The organism is Mycobacterium sp. SA01, from assembly GCF_041287105.1.
Lineage (GTDB): Bacteria > Actinomycetota > Actinomycetes > Mycobacteriales > Mycobacteriaceae > Mycobacterium.
On record NZ_JBGGNO010000011.1, the window covers coordinates 24,709 to 44,347 of the forward strand.

Consider the following 19,639-nt stretch of genomic DNA (forward strand, 5'->3'; position numbering starts at 1 on the left):
CGGCCCATGACGCGTTTTCTGGCGCGTCGGCTGCTCAACTATGTGGTGCTGCTGGCCTTGGCGTCGTTCCTCACGTTCACGCTGACCTCGTTGACGTTCGCGCCATTGAACAGTCTGATGCAACGCAATCCACGTCCGCCACAGGCGGTGATCGATGCCAAAGCCGCCGAACTCGATCTCGACAAACCGATCCCGCTGCGCTACGCCCACTGGGTGGCCGGCGCGGTGCACGGCGATTTCGGCACGACCGTCACCGGACAGCCGGTCTCCGACGAGCTGGGCCGCCGCATCGGTGTCAGCCTGCGACTACTGGTGATCGGTTCGGTGCTGGGCACCGTGATCGGCGTCGTCGTCGGCGCCTGGGGCGCGATTCGGCAATACCGATTATCGGATCGGGTGATCACTCTGCTGTCGCTGTTGGTGATCAGCACGCCGACGTTCGTCATCGCCAACCTGGCGATCCTGGCAGCCTTGCGGGTGAATTCGATTCTCGGAGTGCATATTTTCGAATACATCGGCGAGACTTCCCCGGACGCCGTCGGGGGTCCCTGGAACCAGTTCGTCGACCGGATGCAGCACTTGATCCTGCCCTCGGTCACGCTGGCGCTGGGTGCGATCGCGGGTTACAGCCGCTACCAACGCAATGCGATGCTCGACGTTCTGGGTCAGGACTTCATCCGCACCGCGCGAGCCAAGGGACTCACCCGGCGCCGAGCGTTGTTCAAACACGGGCTGCGGACCGCACTGATCCCGATGGCAACGCTGTTCGCCTATGGCGTCGCGGGTTTGGTCACCGGAGCGGTGTTCGTGGAGAAGATCTTCGGCTGGCACGGCATGGGTGAGTGGGTCGTTCAGGGCATCGCGACTCAGGACACCAACATCGTCGCGGCGATCACGGTGTTCTCCGGTGCCGTCGTGCTCCTGGCCGGGCTGCTGTCCGACGTCATCTACGCGATACTCGATCCCCGGGTGAGGGTGACGTGACCGAGACGACGGATAACTCCCGCTCGGGGGCGGCGCCCGAGGAGTTCGCCTCGCGGCGCACCCTGGTGCTGCGCCGCTTTGCCCGCAACCGGGGCGCGATGGCGTCATTGGTGATCCTGGCCGTGCTGTTTATCGGCTGCTACGCCCTTCCACCGTTATTGCCCTGGTCCTACACCGATCTCGACTTCTATGCGCTTCAAGCCCCGCCCAGCACCGACCACTGGTTCGGGACCAACGCGTTGGGCCAAGATCTGTTCGCTCAGATCCTGCGCGGTATGCAGAAGTCGATGCTCATCGGCTTGTGTGTGGCGGTGATCTCGACCGGCATCGCCGCGACGGTCGGCTCCATCGCGGGTTACTTCGGCGGTTGGCGCGACCGGACGCTGATGTGGTTGGTGGACCTGCTGCTGGTGGTGCCGTCGTTCATCCTGATCGCGATCCTCACGCCGATAACCAAGAGCTCGGCCAACGTCATCTTGCTGATCGTGCTGCTGGCCGGGTTCAGCTGGATGGTGAGCTCACGTATGGTGCGGGGCCTCACGATGAGCCTGCGGGAGCGGGAATTCGTCCAAGCCGCACGGTATATGGGCGTCTCGAGCCGGCGCATCATCATCCGCCACATCATCCCGAATGTCGCCTCCATCCTGATCATCGACGCCGCACTCAACGTGGCGGTGGCGATCCTCGCCGAAACCGGGCTCAGCTTCCTCGGTTTCGGAATCCAGCCACCCGACATCTCGCTCGGTACGCTCATCGCCGACGGCACCAAATCGGCAACTACCTTCCCGTGGGTGTTCCTGTTCCCCGCCGGCGTTCTGGTGCTGATCCTGGTGTGCGCCAACCTCACCGGCGACGGGCTGCGCGACGCACTCGACCCCGGCAGCGCCACACTGCGCCGCGGCCGCAGGAAGAAGACGCAGCGATGAGCGAGACCCTGCTGGAGGTCACCGACCTCGCCGTCAGCTTCCCCACCGACGGCGACGACCTGACCGCGGTGCGCGGCCTGACCTATCAGGTGCGTGCCGGCGAGGTGGTCGCGATGGTCGGCGAATCCGGGTCGGGCAAGTCGGCCGCGGCCATGGCCGTCATCGGCCTGCTCCCGGAGTACGCCGCCGTGTCAGGCTCGGTGCGGCTGTCCGGCCGGGAGCTGCTCGGGCTGTCCGACGGCGAGATGTCGAAGATCCGGGGTCGGCGCATCGGGACGGTGTTCCAGGACCCGATGTCCGCGCTGACCCCGGTTTACACCGTCGGCGACCAGATCGCCGAGGCCATCACCGTGCACCACACCGACGTCGGCAAGCAGGCGGCACGCAAGCGCGCCGTCGAACTGCTCGAGTTGGTGGGCATCGCCCAGCCCGAGCGGCGGGCCCGCGCGTTTCCGCACGAGTTGTCCGGCGGTGAGCGCCAGCGGGTGGTCATCGCGATCGCGATCGCCAACGATCCGGACCTGCTGATCTGCGACGAGCCGACGACGGCACTGGATGTGACCGTTCAGGCCCAGATCCTGGAAGTGCTCAAGACCGCCCGCGACGTCACCGGTGCGGGCGTGCTGATCATCACCCACGACCTGGGCGTGGTCGCGGAGTTCGCCGATCGGGCTCTCGTGATGTACGCCGGGCGGCCCGTCGAGGTCGCCTCGGTGGATGAGCTGTACCGCGACCGTCGAATGCCTTACACCGCAGGATTATTGGGCTCCGTTCCACGCCTGGATTCGCCCCAGGGCACGCGACTGGTGCCGATTCCCGGTGCACCGCCTTCGCTGGTGGATGTGCCGCCCGGCTGCCCGTTCACCCCTCGCTGCCCGCTGGCCGTCGACGAGTGCCGAACAGAAGAACCCGCACTGGTGCCCGTCGACCCCACCTCCGCAGGCCACTTGGCGGCGTGCATCCGCACCGAAGAGGTCACGGGCCGCACCGCCGCGCAGATCTATGGCGTGTCCACCCAGCCGGTGACCGTCGACGACCCCGCGGAACCGGCGCCGGTCATCACCGTGCGGGACCTGGTGAAGACCTACCGGCTGACCAAGGGCGTGGTGTTCCGCCGCCAGATCGGTGAGGTTCGCGCCGTTGACGGCCTCAGCTTCGATCTACTGCGGGGGCAGACCCTGGGCATCGTCGGCGAATCCGGCTCCGGCAAATCCACCACACTGCATCAGATCCTCGACCTGGCGGCACCGGAGTCCGGTTCCATCGAGGTGCTGGGCAACGATGTCGGCACCCTGACAACAGCCCGGCGGCGGGAACTGCGCCGCGATCTGCAGGTGGTGTTCCAGGATCCGGTGGCATCTCTGGACCCACGGCTTCCGGTATTCGAACTGCTGGCTGAACCGTTGCGCGCCAACGGTTTCGACAAGGCGAGCAGTGACACGCGGGTCGCCGAACTGCTCGAGATCGTCGGCCTGCGCCGCGCCGACGCCAGCCGTTACCCGCAAGAGTTCTCCGGCGGCCAGAAGCAGCGGATCGGCATCGCCCGGGCACTGGCGCTACAACCCAAGATTCTGGCGCTCGACGAGCCGGTGTCGGCACTGGACGTGTCCATCCAGGCCGGCATCATCAATCTGCTCCTGGACCTGCAGCGCGAGTTCGACCTGTCCTATCTGTTCGTCTCGCACGACCTGTCGGTGGTCAAGCACCTCGCCCATCGCGTCGTCGTGATGTATCGCGGGGCGATGGTGGAGTACGGCGATGCCGACGACATATTCGCCAACCCGCAGCACGACTACACCAGAAAGTTGCTGGCCGCTATCCCGCAACCGGATCCCACTCGCCGTTAGCATCAGTGGCGTGACCCGATCGATCCGCCGGAGCGCCGGCCGAATTGCAGTGCTGGCAGTCGTGGCAAGTCTGATGGTGGCGGGCTGTTCAGGCAGCAAACGCGACGTCCCGTCCGCGGGCGGCAACGCCGAGCTCGGGTCCACCAGTGATATCAACCCGCAGGACCCGGCCACCTTGCAAAAGGGCGGCAACCTGCGGCTGGCGTTGTCATCGTTCCCGTCGAACTGGAACACCCTGAACATCGACGGCAACGAGGCCGACACCGGCGCGATACTGCGACCCACCATGCCGCGGGCCTTCGTGATCGCCGCCGACGGTTCGATGAAGGTCAACACCGACTACTTCACCAGCGTCGAATTGACCAGCACCGACCCACAGGTGGTCACCTACACGATCAACCCCAAGGCCGTCTGGTCCGACGGAACACCGATCACCTGGGAGGACATCGCCTCTCAGATCAACGCCACCAGCGGCAAGGACAAGGCTTTCGCGATCGCCTCGCCCAACGGCAGCGACCGGGTCGCATCGGTCACGAAGGGTGTCGATGACCGCCAGGCCGTCATCACCTTCGCCAAGCACTACGCCGAATGGCGCGGGATGTTCGCCGGCAACACCATGCTGCTGCCCAAGGCCATGACCGCCAACCCCGACGTGTTCAACAAGGGACAACTCAACGGGCCCGGACCCTCGGCGGGCCCGTTCCTGATCTCCTCACTGGATCGCACCGCCCAGCGCATCGTGCTGAGCCGCAATCCAAAGTGGTGGGGCACCCCCCCGCTGCTCGACTCGTTCACCTTCCTGGTACTCGATGACGCGGCGAGACTCCCTGCGCTGCAGAACAACACGATCGATGCCACCGGTCTGGGCTCTCTGGACGAACTGACGATCGCCCGGCGTACCGCGGGCATCTCGATCCGGCGGTCGCCCGGCCTGAGCTGGTATCACTTCACCTTCAACGGTGCACCCGGCTCCATCCTGTCGGACAAGGCGCTGCGGCTGGCCATCTCCAAGGGCATCGACCGGCAGGCAATCGCCGATGTGACCCAACGCGGTTTGGTCGACAAGCCTGTTCCGTTGAACAACCACATCTTCGTGGCGGGCCAGAAGGGCTACCAGGACAACAGCGAAGTCGTCGCCTTCAACCCGGAGAAGGCCAAACAAGAACTCGATGCCCTGGGCTGGAAGCAGACCGGGCAGTTCCGGGAGAAGGACGGCAAACAGCTGGTCATTCGCGACGTTCTCTACGACGCGCAGACCACGAGGCAGGTAGCGCTCGTCGCGCAGAACAGCCTTGCCCAGATCGGGGTGAATCTGCAGATCGACGCCAAGCCCGGCAACGGGTTCTTCACCAACCACATCATCCCCGGTGACTTCGATATCGCTCAATTCTCTTGGGTGGGTGACGCTTTCGCGTTGTGCTGCCTCAACCAGATCTACACCACCGGGGCCGAGAGCAACTTCGGCAAGATCAGCAGCCCCGATATCGACGCCAAGGTCGAGTTGGTGCTCAACGAACTCGACCCGGACAAGGCGCGCGGCCTGGCCAACGATGTCGACAAACTGATCTTCGGCGAGGGGTTCAGCCTGCCGCTGTTCCAGTCCGCGGGCAACGTCGCGGTGCGCAGCAACCTGGCCAACTACGGACCGGCCGGCTTGGGCGACTTGAATTACACCGCAATCGGGTTCATGAAGTAACGGGCTTGGGAAGAGTTCGGGTCACCACGCGCGGGAGCGATGCTGGCAGTACCGCCTCGACCCGCGCGGCGACCGCCAACGCCGACACCATCAGCCGCACCGCGGGCACGCTCGGCATCGCGTCGAGCGCCGCCTCCTGTGGCCGCAGAGTGTCGATCCGGCCGATGGCTGCCGCCTCGGCGATCCGCAGCGCCGCCCGCTCCTTGGTGTCGAGCACGCTGTGACCGGTGGTCGGTAGTCGCACCAGAACCGAGCCGGGAATCAGCTCGGCGATCCGATCGGCGACCGCGGGCGGCGTGATCAGGTCGCGTCCGCCGGAGACGACCACCGTGGGCCAGGTGAACTTCGGCATCTCCGCAACCAGGTCGAACGGCTCAGCCTCGAACCGCGTGGCCTCGCCGGCTGCGAACTCGTGCATGGCAACGGCCGGGTCCAACGGCAGACCGTCCGGGTCGGCCGCGTAGTTGAGCTCGCGGTAGCCGATCCGTCCGACCAGGTCAGCCTCGTTGCGGTACGGCGCTTTTCGGCCCACCACCAACTCCCCGAAGTGCCCCATGGCGGTCCAGACCAGATTGCGGCCGCCGAGCAGGAGGTCCAGCTGGCGGTCCAGCAGCCGGGCACCGCCGAACCCGTACACGGTGGCGGCGAGCTGAGCCCCGGCCGGCGTCATCACGCCCTCGTCGGCCAGCCGTCGAACCTTGTCCGCCAGTTCCTCGGTGTCGGGCTCCCGGCCGTGCCACAGCACGCTGCGCACGGTCTGGCGGACCACCTCGATATCGTCACCGGCCAACAGCGGCGAATCCAAGATCATCGCGAACACCCGCGACGGGTGACGCACCCCGACCCCCGCGGCGACATAGGTGCCGTAGGACGTCCCGTAGATGATGGCGCTGTCCACCTGGGCGTCGTCGAGCACCGCGGCGACGTCGTCCACCACCTGCTCGATGGTCAACGCCTCGGGCGGTAGGTCTGCACCGTTGTCGTCGTGACGCGACATCCCGACGCCCCGGTGTTCGATCATGATCACGTCGAGGCCCTCGGCTGCGGCCCGGCGGCGCAGGCCCCGGTAGAGCGCGATCGACGCCGCACCCGGCCCGCCGGGGATGATGACCAGCGGATGCCTGGTCTTGCGGCCGGTGCGCACGTAGTACAGGTCGAACTCGTCGGATCCGGTCGCGGTGACCGGGCGGCGGATCGGCCGAACCCCGGGTAGCGCGGCGAGTTTGTCGTGGGCGCGGCGGCGCTTCGCGTTCAGAGTCATCGCCGCCGGCCTGTCATGCCGTCGATTCTGCCTCGCCGGGGGCGGGAATGGAATGCGCCGTCGCGCGGCGCCGATCCCGGCAAGCGTCCACTTCCGGCTCGCGATTTCGCCTGAGGGCCTCGGTATTAGGGAACAAAGTCACCAGCTGACCCGGTGACGTATTGCCCGCTGCCGCGGCGTCGTACGTTCATGGTGGGAGCAGATCATGACCGAATTCATGCGTAACACAGATGCGTTCACCTGGTCGATGGAAGCCGATCCGCGGCTGAGATCCACGGTGGTGGCGGTGCTGCTTCTCGACCGGTCCCCGGATTGGGATCTGGTGCGGGAGCGGTTCGATCTGGTCAGTCGCGAGCTGCCGATGTTCCGGCAGCGGGTGGTGAACTCGCCGCCGCCGACTCCGCCGCGCTGGGAGTATGCCCCCGACTTCGATCTGGACTATCACATGCGCCGGGTGGCGGCGCCGGAGCCGGGAGACCTCGATGGCGTGCTCGAGATGGCCCGACTGGCCGCGATGGCCGACTTCGATCGCGCCCGGCCGATGTGGGAGGTCACCCTGGTCGAGGGACTCGACGACGGTGCGGCCGCTGTGCTGTGCAAATTCCACCACTCTCTGACCGATGGTGTCGGTGGTGTTCAGATCGCGATGCGGCTCTTCGATCTGAGTGCGGATACTCAGGCCGTCGACGCGATGCCGGCGGCGCCCGCCGTCGCGGAGCGCCAGCCCTTGGCGAGCTACGGTGATGCCCTGCGCTACGACGCCGGCTTGGTCGGCACGCTGGTCGGTGAGTCGCTCAAGATCGCTCCGCGGTTGTTGTTCAACATCATTCGACGGCCCCGGCAGACCGTCGAATCCGCGGGCGAGCTGGCCGCGTCGGTGTACCGGACCGTCCGGCCGGTCAACAAGCCGGGCTCTCCGCTGATGACGAACCGCACGCTGGTTCGCAAACTCGGCGTGCTCGATGTTCCGATGCCGCGACTGCGTGAAGCCGCCCACCGCAGCGGTGGCGCGCTCAACGACGCGTTCGTGGCGGGGGTGGCCGGCGGCCTGCGCCGCTACCACGACAAACACGGCGTCGGCGTGTTCGATCTGCATCTGACGATGCCGATCAACCTGCGTACCGAAGACGACCAGTCCGGTGGCAACCGGATCACGTTGATGCGCTTCGATGTTCACGCCGGGATCACCGATCCGGCGCGACGGATCAGGAGCATTCACGAGCGCACCGGCAGGGTGCGCAACGAAAAGTCGATTCCGTATACGCAGCTGATCGCAGGTGCACTCAACGCGATGCCGCGCTGGTACATCGGCTCGATCCTGCGGCACGTCGACTTCCTCTGCAGTGACGTGCCGGGGGTTCCCGTGCCGGTCTATTTGGGTGGCGCGGCGGTGCTCAAGCAGTACGCCTTCGGTCCGACCATCGGTTCGGCAGTCAACGTGACCTTGCTGACCTACGTCGACTCCTGCGCGCTGGGCATCGACGTCGACGCGGGCGCGATCCCGGATTTCGACCTGTTCCGCGATTGCCTCGCCGACAGCTTCGACGAGGTTCTCGCGCTGGCTGACTGACCTCTAGTCGAATTCCCCGGCCAGATAGGCCGTCCGACAAGCATTGCGGGCCAGCTTCCCACTGGTAGTTCGAGGTATCGCCCCAGCGGGCACCAGGCGGAAGTCGCTGACCGAAATGTGATGGGTCCGGGCAACCGCCGCCCGTACCGCTTCCGCGATGAGCGTGGGTTCCATCCGATTCGAGCCGACCGCGCGCTCGGCGACGACGACGAGATGCTCGCCGGCCATCCCGCTGCCCTCGACACGCTCTGATGGGCTGACGGCGAAGGCCGCAACGAAGCCGTCCCGAATAGCCGGCGTCGACTTGCTGACAGTGGCTTCGACGTCGACCGGGTAGTGGTTGCGGCCGTCGATGATGATCAGATCCTTGATACGGCCGGTCACATAGAGTTCGCCATCAAGATAAACGCCGAGATCTCCAGTCGAAAGCCAGGTTTCGTTGTCGGCAACACCGTCGGCATGGCTCGAGTACGACAGTCGGGTTTGAAGCTTGTTGGCGAACACCCGTTGTGTCTCGTCGGGGCGTCTCCAATATCCTCGCCCGATATTGTTGCCGTGCAACCAGATTTCGCCCACCGACCCGTCGGGCAACTCGGCACCGGCAACGGAGTCGACGATGACCAGCCATTGGTTGGCTATCGGCTGCCCACAGGATACGAGGGACACGCCGCCCGGCGCCTCCGCTTCGACCCGGACGGCGTGGCCACGAGCCAACGCGTTCCGATCCAGATGAACAGCGGAGGGGGCGCAGTCGGCGGCGATGCTGGCCACCGACAACGTCGCCTCCGCCATTCCGTACGAGGGTTTGACCGCAGTGGCAGGCAATCCATACGCAGTGAAGGCAGCGGTGAACTTCTCGATTGCGCCCATGGTGACGGGTTCGGAACCGTTCAGCAACCCGGCCACGTTGCTGAGATCTGGCCGCTCGCCAGTTGGCGGTAGACCACGTTCGGCGCATAGCGCAAAGGCGAAATTGGGTGCGGCAGCGAATGTTCGGCCATGAACGGCTTCCTCCGAAAGCTGCCGGATCCATCGATACGGCCGTCGAACGAATGCCATCGGATCCATCAGAGTGATCTGTCCTCCGCACAGCATCGGGAACATGATCATCACCAGGCCCATGTCGTGGTAGAGCGGAAGCCAGCTCACGCTGCGAACTCCCATGTCCAACCGCCCGGCCAGGATCATCTGTGCGACGTTGGTGCAGGCGGCCCGGTGCGTGATCTCGACACCGACGGGTGTACGAGTCGATCCAGAGGTGTACTGCAAGTATGCGATATCGTCGGCACCCCGCTCGGGCCGTGTCAGGTCTTCACCGAGGGAAACCGGCACGGCGTCAACCGCGATGACGCGTGGCCGCTCGACCGGGGCCATGGTCCGCAGCATCTCACGTAGCGACTCGGCGGCGCTCTCGGTAGTGAGGATGACCCGGGGATCCGCATCGGAGAGGATCGCTCTCAGCCGCTCAGCGTGCCCGGTGAGGGCTGGCACGAAGAGCGGCACGGCGATGGCACCGGCGTGGATGGCGGCGAAAAAGCCGATAACGTAATGCAATCCATGAGGGGCCATTATCGCCACCCGGTCGCCGGGCTCGGTGACCTGCCGCAACCTCGCCGCGACAGCATTGGTGGCCGCCTCCAGCGACTGCCAGCTGAGCTCTTCGACGCTGCCATCGCGGTCGCGCGAATAGTCGATGAATCGGTATGCGGCGTGGTGGTCTTCGGCCTCGGCATGGCCGGCCAGAAACGATGTCAGCGTGAGATCGTCCGGGACCGAGATCGTTCCGGCCGGTGACACGTAGCGCGCCAGCAGATCATCAGTAGTATTGCCGCACACGCTATCCCGACGCATCGACAAAGACTATTAGATCTTCTAGATAATCGGCATGGCGAACTCCTGTAATTCGCGTTACCTGATGCCGGTGTGATGACCCAGATCACACAGCAACATGCCAGCCACCGTGTGGCGGGCTCGGCACCGGCTCAGGCGATCAATTCGATGACGTGGGCGTCCTGCACGCCCAGGTAGCGGGCCGGTGTGCAGGTCAGCACGATGACCTGCCCGTTGTCTCCGACGGTGTCGAACACCGCGCCCATCTTCGTCAGCCGATCAGGGTCGGTGAAGCCCAGTGCGTCGTCGATGACCACCGGTACGGAATCTTCCTTCGCGACCAGCGCAGCACCGGCCAGCCGGGCCAGAATGCCGAGTTGTTCTTTGGCCCCGCCGGACAGCGAGTCGTAGGGAACAGTCCGACCGTCCAAGGTGCGGTTGCAGATTCGGAGATCGCTGTCGATCTCGACTTCGAAGCTCGGCCCGAACACCGGACGGCCCAGCCGCTCGATTTCGCTGCGGAACGGTGCAACATATCGCTGCCGGGTGTTGTCCCGGTGGCGGGCCATCACCGACCGCAACAACTGCGCGGCCCGAGCCCGGCGAGACACCCGCGAATGCTCGGCGAAGGCATGTTCGCGCGCGATCTGGGCGGTGTCGAGGCTGCCCTGGCGCCCCTCGTTGCCGATGATTCCGAGCTCGACGGTGATGTCGTTGAGCGCCTGGCCCACCTGCGCGTGCTCGCCCTCCAGCGCGGCAGCTGCGGTGCTGGCCTCGGCGAGTTCCGCTTGCACGGCAGCGGGGTCGCAGGCGGCATAGGCGCCGGCCAGCTCTGCCACCGCGGCGTCGGCCTGCCGTTGAGCCTCGATGTCGGCAGCCGCCTGAACGGCCAGCTGCTCGTCGTCACTGCCGGCCCGCAACACTGCCAGCCGCTCCCGGGCCGCGTCGAGCTCGGCGCTTGCGTCGGTCACCTTCGCACGCAGAACCGTTGCCGCTGTGCTGCTTTCGGTTAACCGGACGTTGGCACCGGCCATCGCGCGTTGATGCAGATCGGCGTCGGCACGTGCGGTTTCACGCGCCTCGATGGCACTCACGAACGCCGCGCGCGCGGCGGCGCCGTCGACACCCGCGGCCAGCAGGACAGGCGTGATCGCCTCACGTAGAGATGCCAGCCGCGCGCGCATCTCCACCACCCCTTCTTCTTCGCACAACCCGGCCAGTGTCGCGGCCAACTGATCGCGATTGCTGACGAGTTCCCGGCGGCGCCGGTCGAGATCCCGCGCACCCTCGATATCAGCGACACCGCCCTGCCGTAGCGCCTCGGCCAGAACCAGCTGGGCCGCATCCAGTTTGGCCTGGACGCTGGAGGTGGTGGCACCCGGATCGATCCGCACACCGAGCAGTCCGGGCAGCTCGACGGATGTCGGCGATGAGGTGGGTGGCGCCCAGCTCTGCCCCGCAGCCAGCCGGATGGTCTGCTCTCCGACCGTCAGCTGCAGGTCGGCGGCCGCCGTGAACTCCACCGTCGTCGCGGTGGCGGTGAGCTGTGCTTCGATCCGCTCGACGAGTGCTGCGGCCGACTCGATGTCGGCCATCACATCACTGGTCAGCGTGATCACGGAGAGGTCCATGGTCAGGGTGGCCAGCTGCTGCTCGATCGTCTCGATCCGCTCCAGCCGCGCGGCAAGTCGTTGGGCCTGCTCGTCGGCGGCCAGCGCATCCACCACCCGACGGGCCTCGTCGACCGTCTCTTGGGCGGCGGCGAGGGCAGCTGTCGACTCCGCCGCTGCGGCACAAGCCATTTCGACAACTTCACGGGCGGTGTGTTCGGCCTCGATGGCAGCTGCCAGCCGCGATTGGACCTCGGCAACGGCGGCGGTGCGCGCTGCCACCTCGTCGCGCAGGCGAGCCCGTTCAGCCTGCGCGGCGCTCGACGCGGCGCAGGTACCCTGCGCCGCGGTCGCGATGAGCTCGGCTTGGCGTAGCTGGTCGCCGAGCGCGGCGAGTGCGGTGGCCGCCGTCTGGGCGGCGGTCAGCCGCTCGGCGACGCTCGGGCCGCGATCGGCCAACGCGGCTTGCCGCGCGGCGAGGTCGGCATGCCTGCGCACCCGTTCGTCGACTTCGGCGACCGCGGCCGCACACCGGGCCACGTCCTCGTCGGCCGCACGCAGCTGCGCGATCGCCGCCGCCCACTCACCGGTCGGCCGGCCGGTCGCCGTGAAGTACTTGCCGTATTCGGCGTCGATCCGTTCGATCAGCAGGGGTTCGGTGCCCGAGAGAGCCGCGTCGTCACCTGCCGCCAAATCCAGTGCCCGCGAGAGGGCGTCGCAGTCGGACAGGTCCACCGCCGATGTCGAGCCGGCCTGCAAAACCCGCTGCGCATGCCACAACTCGGTGTCGACCGTCTCACCGAGCATGGCCAGCACCCGCTCGTGCGCCTCGTCCCCGGTGAGCTGTTCGCGTCGGGGCGCCGAGATCGTGAGTTCGGTCTCGCACTTCTTGTGGAAGCGTTTCCGGTAGACGAAACGGTATGGACCGGTGCTGATTTCGGCGAGCACCTCGGATCCGACATCGGCGTGTGTCGGCTTGACCTGCTTGACGTCTTTCTTCGTCGAGCGGTCCTTCGATTCCAGTAGCAGGTCGAGCGCCTCGATCATCGAGGTCTTGCCGATTTCATTCGCACCACACACGACGACCACACCGTGGTCGGGAAATTGGATGTCGCGGTGAGTGATTCCGCGATAATTGGTCAGGGCCAGCCGGTGCAGTTTCACGCCGCACTCCCCCCGGCCAGCCGCAGCAGCAGCCCCAGTGCGCTCTGGGCGTCCTGGGCGGCTTCGTCGTCGCCCGAGCGGGCGGTGGTCACCAGCTCGTCGAGGGCGGCGGCGGCGAACCCACCGATGCCGAGGTCATCGAACTCGCCGTCAGCAGGCATCACCGCGATGGTGGTGTGTCGTTCCCAGGTGCCCAGCCAGGCGAACAGCCGGGCGTACTTGTCCAGGCAGGCATCCAGCGCCGCACGGTCGGTGACGGTCAGCGAGCCGGTCAACCCCAACCGCACCACCGTGCGGTCCTTATCTGCCAGCAGATCCAGGTTGAGGTCGAGATCGGCGATGTCGCGGGTGTCGTCGACCTGGCGGTGCAGCGTGACGAACCGCCACCGTCCGACCTGGTGGGATTCGACGGTAACCGGATGCGCGGGGTCCGACTCGTCGATGTCGACCAGCAGGACATGACCCGGATCGGCCTCGACGTCATCGAAGTTCGTCACTTCCGGCGAGCCGGAGTACCACACCCTGCCACTCTCACCGACGCTGGTGCGGGAGTGCTTGTCCCCCAACGCGACATAGTGGACCGCGCCACGCTCGACAGCATCGGTTATGGCGGCCATCCGGATCAACGACGGTTTGCCGGGATCGGGGTCGAGCACGTCGACCCCGCCGTGGGCGACCAGAACGCGCGCGATGCCGTCGGCCGGCAGGTCCCCCAGCACCGCGGCGGCCAGGTCGGCGGTCGGTGCCTTGGTGCGCCACGGCGCCGCGACCAGCTGAACCCCGGGACGCACCTCCCACACCCCGTCGCGGTCCAGCACGGTGACGTTGTCCGGGCATTCGGCCCGGAAGAGAGCACTGGTGTACACCGATGACGCGTCGAGTGGATCGTGGTTGCCCGGCAGCAGGTACACCGGAACGCCGATGGCGCGCATCGCTTCCAAGGACTGGCTGACCACCTTGGGCGCGAGCTGGTTGTGTTCGAACACGTCACCGGCCACGACGACGAACTCCGCGGAGGTCCGCCGCGCCAGCGCACCGAGGACGGCGACCGCATCACGCCGGGCCGCCGAGTACCGCGGCTGGGCTTCACCTTCCAGGAAGTGCCGCGTCATGCCGAGTTGCCAGTCGGCGGTGTGCAGAAATCGCATTGGCGGGCGTCCTTCCTGTTCTCGGTGCCTGTTCTCGGTGGGTGCTGCGGCGAGTGTAGGGCGCGGCGCCGACAAGTCCGTGGACCTCGTCCGGCATGTACCGATCGGGGTTTAGCCTGGGCCGGTGACTGCTGGAGAACGCACGCTCGTCCTGATGCGCCACGCCAAGTCGGACTATCCGAACGGCGTGCCCGACCACGACCGGCCGCTGGCGTCCCGCGGTATCCGCGAAGGCGGCCTGGCCGGTGACTGGCTGCGGGCCAACATCCCGGCGATCGATCTGGTGCTGTGCTCCTCGGCGACCCGCACCCGCCAGACCCTCGAGCGCACCGGTATCACCGCGCCGGTCACCTACTCCCAACGTCTCTACGGCGCCACCCCGGGAACGATGCTCGTCGAGATCAACCAGGTGCCCGACGATGTCGCGACCTTGATGGTGGTCGGCCACGAACCGACGATGAGCCAGCTGTCCCTCGGCCTCGCCGACCCCGGCCGCTCGGATCGCGCCGCGGCCGACGGCATCTCGATGAAGTACCCGACGTCGGCCATCGCCGTGCTGCGGGTGCGCGTCGGCTGGGCGGCCCTGGAACTCAACGGCGCCGAACTGACCTCATTCCACGTGCCGCGCTAGGAGTTGGTGGCCAGCGTCAGTTCCATCAGCTTGATGGCCTGACCGCACGCGTCGATGCCGGGGGCCTGCGGGTTGATCCACCACCCGACGACACCGGCGGCGTCGCTGGCCACGCCACAGCCACCGTTGGGATCGGTGGTCCGCATGACGATTGACGGCACACCGGCGATCGACCGGTTCTCGATCTGGTACTTGAGGAACTGACCGACCGACCGCTCGTTGTCGAGGCTGCCCTGTTCGTACCAGAAGCGGGTGATGTCGACCAGGCCTGCCGGGTTGGCGGCCTGCCAGCGGCAGACGGCACCGACGAAGGTGCTCTGGATGTCCAGCGGGTCTGCGCCGACGGTCTTGGCCAAGATGTCGGTGGTGAGGACGTCGCATTCCTTGAGCAGGTTCGGGTACTGCTGGGCAGAGTTGTCGTTGCGCGGCACGCTGCCCGAGCCCGACTTCGCCGCGGTGCCGTCCACGGTCTTGGCGCAGCCGCTGACCATCACCAGGGCGCACGCCGCCGCACCCACAGCAGTCGCTACCCGACGCGGGCTCATTTGGAATTCACGATCGATTGGCGGGTCAATTCCTTGGCCACATCGCAGGCCGGCGGGAACGGCTTCTCGTTGAAGCTGACCGACCATTCGATGAAGTCGTCGTTGAACTGGATGCCGACCTCGCACAGGTTGTCCCCCAGAGTCGGATCGGTGCCAACGGCGATGAAACCGCTGTGGCCCTCGATGTTGATGTCCTCGACGCTGGTGCGCGACAGCTCTTCGGTCTTGCGTTCACGCCCGATCGGGCTGCCCCGGTACCAGGTGAAGGAGAAGTGCGGGCCCAGGATGCCGCCGCCGGCCAGCCACTGACAGCCGACGGAGTTCTTCGCCGTGTTCACCAAGCCGGTCACCCGCGTCTGCTCGGCCATCGTCTGGTCGGTGATGCCACCGCATTCGGGGAACATCGGACCGTGTTTGGCGTTGGCCGACTGCGGCGCGGGCGCCTGCGAACTCTGCGGCTGACCGGGGCCGCTGCCCGAGTCCGAGCATGCGGCGATAGAGGCCGCGACGGCTAGAACCCCGGCAGCCAACGCGAGTTTGCGCGTCGCTGTCATGCGCACCTGCTGCAAGTCACAGCATGCACTGTAGCGGCAGCCCCTCGGCACAACCACCGACAGGCGGCTTGACCTGCCGCTTTGTCGCGATTCATGGCGTCAAAAAACGGCGCGGCCCGACAACGTCGGCGAAGCTGCGGCAGCGGTGTGCAACAGTAGCGAAATGCTCCTGGAACTGCTGAGACAGTATGTCCGGCCGTACCGGTGGCTGGTCGCGGCGGTGATGGCGCTGCAGACCGTCAGCACCCTGGCCTCCTTGTATCTGCCGACCGTCAACGCCGCGATCATCGACGACGGCGTGGCCAAGGGCGACACCGGACTGATCACCGAGCTCGGGCTGGTCATGCTGGCCGTCACCGGGCTGCAGGTGGTGTGCGCGGTGGTCGCGGTCTACTTCGGTTCCCGCACCGGCATGGGGTTCGGCCGCGACCTGCGCTCGGCGATGTTTCACCACGTCACCACGTTCTCCGAACGGGAGACCGCGCGGTTCGGGGCGCCGTCGCTGCTGACCCGGACGACCAATGACGTCCAGCAGATTCAGGTCCTCATCCAGATGACCACGACGACCCTGGTGACGGCCCCGATCATGTGTGTCGGCGGCATCATCATGGCGATCCATCAGGATGCCGGGCTGTCCTGGCTCCTACTCGTCAGCGTTCCGGTGCTGGCGCTGTCCAACTTCTGGATCGTGTCGCGGATGCTGCCGATCTTCCGCAGCATGCAGCGGCTGATCGACGGCATCAACCGGGTGATGCGCGAACAACTCTCGGGCATCCGGGTGATCCGCGCGTTCGCCCGGGAACCGTTCGAACGCGACCGGTTCGCGGTCGCCAATGCGGCCGTATCCAACACGGCGCTGGCCGCCGGGCGGTGGCAGGCCCTGATGCTGCCGGTGACCACCTTGACCATCAACATCTCCAGCGTCGCCTTGATCTGGTTCGGCGGCCTGCGCATCGACTCCGGCCACATGCAGGTGGGCTCGCTGATCGCGTTCCTGTCGTATTTCATGCAGATCCTGATGGCCGTTCTGATGGCGACCCTGATTCTGGTGATGCTGCCCCGGGCCTCGGTCTGCGCGGAACGGATCACCGAGGTGCTGGACACCGAGCCGGCGATCAGCAGCCCCGCATCGCCACAACTGCCGGACGGCGGCATCCGCGGTGCGGTCACACTCGACAACGCGACGTTCTGCTACCCGGGTGCGGAGCGCCCTGTGCTCGAGGATGTTTCGCTGACCGCCCGGCCGGGGACGACGACGGCGATCGTCGGCAGCACCGGGTCCGGCAAGTCGACGCTGATCTCCCTGATCTGCCGGCTCTACGACGTCACCGACGGCGCGATCCGGGTCGACGGCGTCGACGTACGCGACTACGACCCCGAGCACCTGTGGGCGACCCTGGGTCTGGTTCCGCAGCGGGGGTATCTGTTCTCCGGCACCGTCGCCGACAACTTGGCGCTCGGTGCGGCCCCGGGACAGGTAGCCACCGAGGAGGAGATGTGGCGGGCGCTGCGGGTTGCCGCGGCCGACGACTTCGTCCGTGCCCATCCAGACGCTCTCGAGATGAGGGTCGCGCAGGGGGGCATCAACTTCTCCGGCGGACAACGCCAGCGACTGGCGATCGCGCGCGCGGTGATCCGGCGTCCGGCGATCTACCTGTTCGACGACGCGTTCTCCGCGCTCGACGTCCACACCGATGCCCGGGTGCGGGCCGCGCTCCGGGAAGAATCCGCCAATGCCACGGTGATCATTGTCTCCCAGCGCATTTCGACCGTCATGCACGCCGACACGATCGTCGTGATGGATGGCGGCCGGGTGGTCGGGACGGGAACCCACGACACGCTGCTGGCCGGTTGCCAGACCTATGCTCAGTTCGCCGACTCCCAGTCGCTCGACGTAGGCGTCGGGGGCGGCCGATGACCGGGCCCGCGTTCCGCGGCGGCGGCATGCGCGCGATGAGCCAAGACCCTCGCCAGGCCCGATCGCGCGACTTCACCGGTTCCGCGCTGCGGCTGATCCGGCGGCTGACACCACATAGGTGGCCGGCCGCGGCGGTCATCGCGTTGTCCATCGTCGGGATAGCGCTCGGCGTGATCGGTCCCCGCATCCTCGGGCATGCCACCGACCTGCTGTTCAACGGAGTCATCGGCCGACAGCTGCCGGCCGGCATCACCAAGGACCAGGCCGTCGCCGCGGCCCGGGCGCGCGGTGACACCACGTTCGCCGACCTGCTGTCCGGAACCAATGTGGTGCCCGGCCGCGGAGTCGATTTCACCGCTGTGGGCCGCACCCTGCTACTGGCGCTGGCGCTGTACGTGGTTGCCGCACTGTTGATCTGGGCGCAGGCCCGACTGCTCAACGTGATCGTTCAGCGCACCATCACCGCGCTGCGCGCCGACGTCGAGGACAAGATCCACCGGTTACCGTTGTCCTACTTCGACTCCCGGCAGCGCGGCGAGTTGCTGAGCCGGGTCACCAACGATGTGGACAACATCCAGACCTCGGTGTCGATGACGATCAGTCAGTTGTTGACGTCGGTGCTGACCGTGCTCGCGGTGCTGGCGATGATGCTGAGCATCTCCCCGCTGCTGGCATTGCTCACCGTGGTGACGGTTCCGTTGTCGCTGTGGGTGACCCGGGTGATCGCGCGACGCTCGCAGCGGATGTTCATCGCCCAGTGGACCAACACCGGCAGGCTGAACGCTCACATCGAGGAGACCTACAGCGGCTTCACCGTGGTGAAGACCTTCGGGCACCGGGCCGCCGCGCAGGAGAAGTTCCGTGAATTCAACGCGGACGTCTACCACGCAAGTTTCGGCGCACAGTTCTTTTCCGGCCTGGTGTCCCCGGCAACGACGTTCATCGGGAACCTCAGTTATGTCGCGGTTGCCGTGGTGGGCGGTTATCAGGTCGCCACCGGCCAGATCACGTTGGGCAGCATCCAGGCCTTCATCCAGTACGTCCGACAGTTCAACCAGCCACTGACCCAGGTCGCGGGCATGTACAACACACTGCAGTCCGGGGTGGCCAGCGCCGAACGGGTCTTCGACTTCCTCGACGAGCCCGAGGAAGCACCGGACGTGCCAATCGCGTTGGCCGGCAACGGCGGCGGGCGCGTCGAATTCCAGAACGTGTCGTTCAGCTATCGACCTGGCACTCCGGTGATCGAGGATCTGTCGCTGGTCGCCGAGCCGGGCAGCACGGTGGCGATCGTCGGTCCGACCGGGGCCGGCAAGACCACTCTGGTCAACCTGCTGATGCGGTTCTACGACGTCGACGCCGGCAGGATCCTGCTCGACGGCACCGACATCAGAGAGGTCAGCCGAGAGTCGTTGCGCTCGCGCATCGGGATGGTTCTGCAGGACACCTGGCTGTTCGGCGGCACGATCGCCGAGAACATCGCCTACGGGAAGCCCGGCGCAGGTGAGGACGAGGTCATCGAGGCGGCGCAGGCAGCGTACGTCGACCGGTTCGTCCACACGCTGCCCAACGGTTACGAGACCCGGGTCAGCGATGACGGCGGCAACATCAGTGCCGGCGAAAAGCAATTGATCACCATCGCGCGGGCGTTCCTGGCCCGCCCCCAGCTGCTGATCCTCGACGAGGCGACCAGTTCGGTGGACACCCGCACCGAGCTGCTGATCCAGCATGCGATGACGAAATTGCGCCGGGACCGAACCAGTTTCATCATCGCCCACCGGCTGTCGACCATCCGCGACGCCGACAGCATCCTGGTCATGGAAGCCGGCCGGATCGTCGAGACCGGCAGCCATGCCGAGCTTCTCGCCCGCCGGGGCGCCTATTACGCGATGACGCAAGTTTAAGGAGCCGACGGCGGAATTTCCCGTAAACCCGCAATGTCAGCAAACCTGCTA

14 protein-coding genes are annotated in these 19,639 nt (G+C 66.5%); 8 read left to right on the forward strand and 6 right to left on the reverse strand.

Annotated elements, in window-relative coordinates:
* The first annotated feature begins 6 nt into the window (after window positions 1-6).
* From AB4879_RS02730 to AB4879_RS02745, 4 genes are all read left to right on the forward strand, one after another.
* Window positions 7-984: an ABC transporter permease gene (locus AB4879_RS02730; RefSeq protein WP_370506322.1), complete on the forward strand. Its 978-nt coding sequence runs from the start codon at window positions 7-9 to the stop codon at window positions 982-984.
* On the forward strand, window positions 981-1,910 hold the full coding sequence (locus AB4879_RS02735) for an ABC transporter permease (RefSeq protein ID WP_370506323.1): 930 nt from the start codon (window positions 981-983) through the stop codon (window positions 1,908-1,910). Before AB4879_RS02730 ends, AB4879_RS02735 begins: the two co-directional genes overlap by 4 nt.
* A complete protein-coding gene (locus AB4879_RS02740; RefSeq protein WP_370506324.1) occupies window positions 1,907-3,757 on the forward strand; it encodes a dipeptide ABC transporter ATP-binding protein in 1,851 nt (616 codons plus the stop codon). Before AB4879_RS02735 ends, AB4879_RS02740 begins: the two co-directional genes overlap by 4 nt.
* 73 nt (window positions 3,758-3,830) lie before the next feature.
* On the forward strand, window positions 3,831-5,453 hold the full coding sequence (locus AB4879_RS02745) for an ABC transporter family substrate-binding protein (RefSeq protein WP_370506438.1): 1,623 nt from the start codon (window positions 3,831-3,833) through the stop codon (window positions 5,451-5,453).
* On the opposite strand, the gene AB4879_RS02750 is transcribed toward AB4879_RS02745, so the two are convergent.
* A complete protein-coding gene (locus AB4879_RS02750) occupies window positions 5,443-6,714 on the reverse strand; it encodes an alpha/beta hydrolase (RefSeq protein WP_102808387.1) in 1,272 nt (423 codons plus the stop codon). The genes AB4879_RS02745 and AB4879_RS02750 overlap by 11 nt on opposite strands.
* Before the next feature lie 205 nt (window positions 6,715-6,919).
* Here AB4879_RS02750 and AB4879_RS02755 point away from each other — a divergent pair, with 205 nt between their 5' ends.
* Complete coding sequence (locus AB4879_RS02755) at window positions 6,920-8,284, forward strand: wax ester/triacylglycerol synthase domain-containing protein (RefSeq protein ID WP_370506325.1); 1,365 nt, start codon at window positions 6,920-6,922, stop codon at window positions 8,282-8,284.
* A gap of 3 nt (window positions 8,285-8,287) precedes the next feature.
* Here the strand turns inward: AB4879_RS02755 and AB4879_RS02760 are convergent, their stop codons facing one another.
* From AB4879_RS02760 to AB4879_RS02770, 3 genes are all read right to left on the reverse strand, one after another.
* On the reverse strand, window positions 8,288-10,135 hold the full coding sequence (locus AB4879_RS02760; RefSeq protein WP_370506326.1) for an AMP-binding protein: 1,848 nt from the start codon (window positions 10,133-10,135) through the stop codon (window positions 8,288-8,290).
* Between the two features lie 131 nt (window positions 10,136-10,266).
* Entirely contained in the window at window positions 10,267-12,888 is a 2,622-nt protein-coding gene (locus AB4879_RS02765) for an AAA family ATPase (protein ID WP_370506327.1), read from the reverse strand.
* On the reverse strand, window positions 12,885-14,036 hold the full coding sequence (locus AB4879_RS02770; protein WP_370506328.1) for an exonuclease SbcCD subunit D: 1,152 nt from the start codon (window positions 14,034-14,036) through the stop codon (window positions 12,885-12,887). The genes AB4879_RS02765 and AB4879_RS02770 overlap by 4 nt, the downstream gene beginning before the upstream one ends.
* A gap of 154 nt (window positions 14,037-14,190) precedes the next feature.
* Between AB4879_RS02770 and AB4879_RS02775 the strand changes: the two genes are divergently transcribed.
* Window positions 14,191-14,667, forward strand: coding sequence for a histidine phosphatase family protein (locus AB4879_RS02775; RefSeq protein ID WP_102808383.1), 477 nt, complete (start codon window positions 14,191-14,193; stop codon window positions 14,665-14,667).
* Here AB4879_RS02775 and AB4879_RS02780 read toward each other — a convergent pair.
* Both AB4879_RS02780 and AB4879_RS02785 read right to left on the reverse strand, forming a co-directional pair.
* Window positions 14,664-15,158: a DUF3558 domain-containing protein gene (locus AB4879_RS02780; RefSeq protein ID WP_370506439.1), complete on the reverse strand. Its 495-nt coding sequence runs from the start codon at window positions 15,156-15,158 to the stop codon at window positions 14,664-14,666. The two genes, AB4879_RS02775 and AB4879_RS02780, sit on opposite strands and share 4 nt — an antisense overlap.
* Window positions 15,159-15,208: 50 nt before the next feature.
* The gene (locus tag AB4879_RS02785) at window positions 15,209-15,766 is read right to left on the reverse strand and encodes a DUF3558 domain-containing protein (RefSeq protein WP_102808381.1); all 558 of its coding nucleotides are present in this window, start codon (window positions 15,764-15,766) and stop codon (window positions 15,209-15,211) included.
* Window positions 15,767-15,929: 163 nt separating this feature from the next.
* Between AB4879_RS02785 and AB4879_RS02790 the strand changes: the two genes are divergently transcribed.
* Window positions 15,930-17,684, forward strand: a complete 1,755-nt coding sequence (locus tag AB4879_RS02790; protein ID WP_370506329.1) for an ABC transporter ATP-binding protein — start codon at window positions 15,930-15,932, stop codon at window positions 17,682-17,684.
* A complete protein-coding gene (locus AB4879_RS02795) occupies window positions 17,681-19,588 on the forward strand; it encodes an ABC transporter ATP-binding protein (protein WP_370506330.1) in 1,908 nt (635 codons plus the stop codon). Before AB4879_RS02790 ends, AB4879_RS02795 begins: the two co-directional genes overlap by 4 nt.
* The last annotated feature ends 51 nt before the right edge of the window (window positions 19,589-19,639 follow it).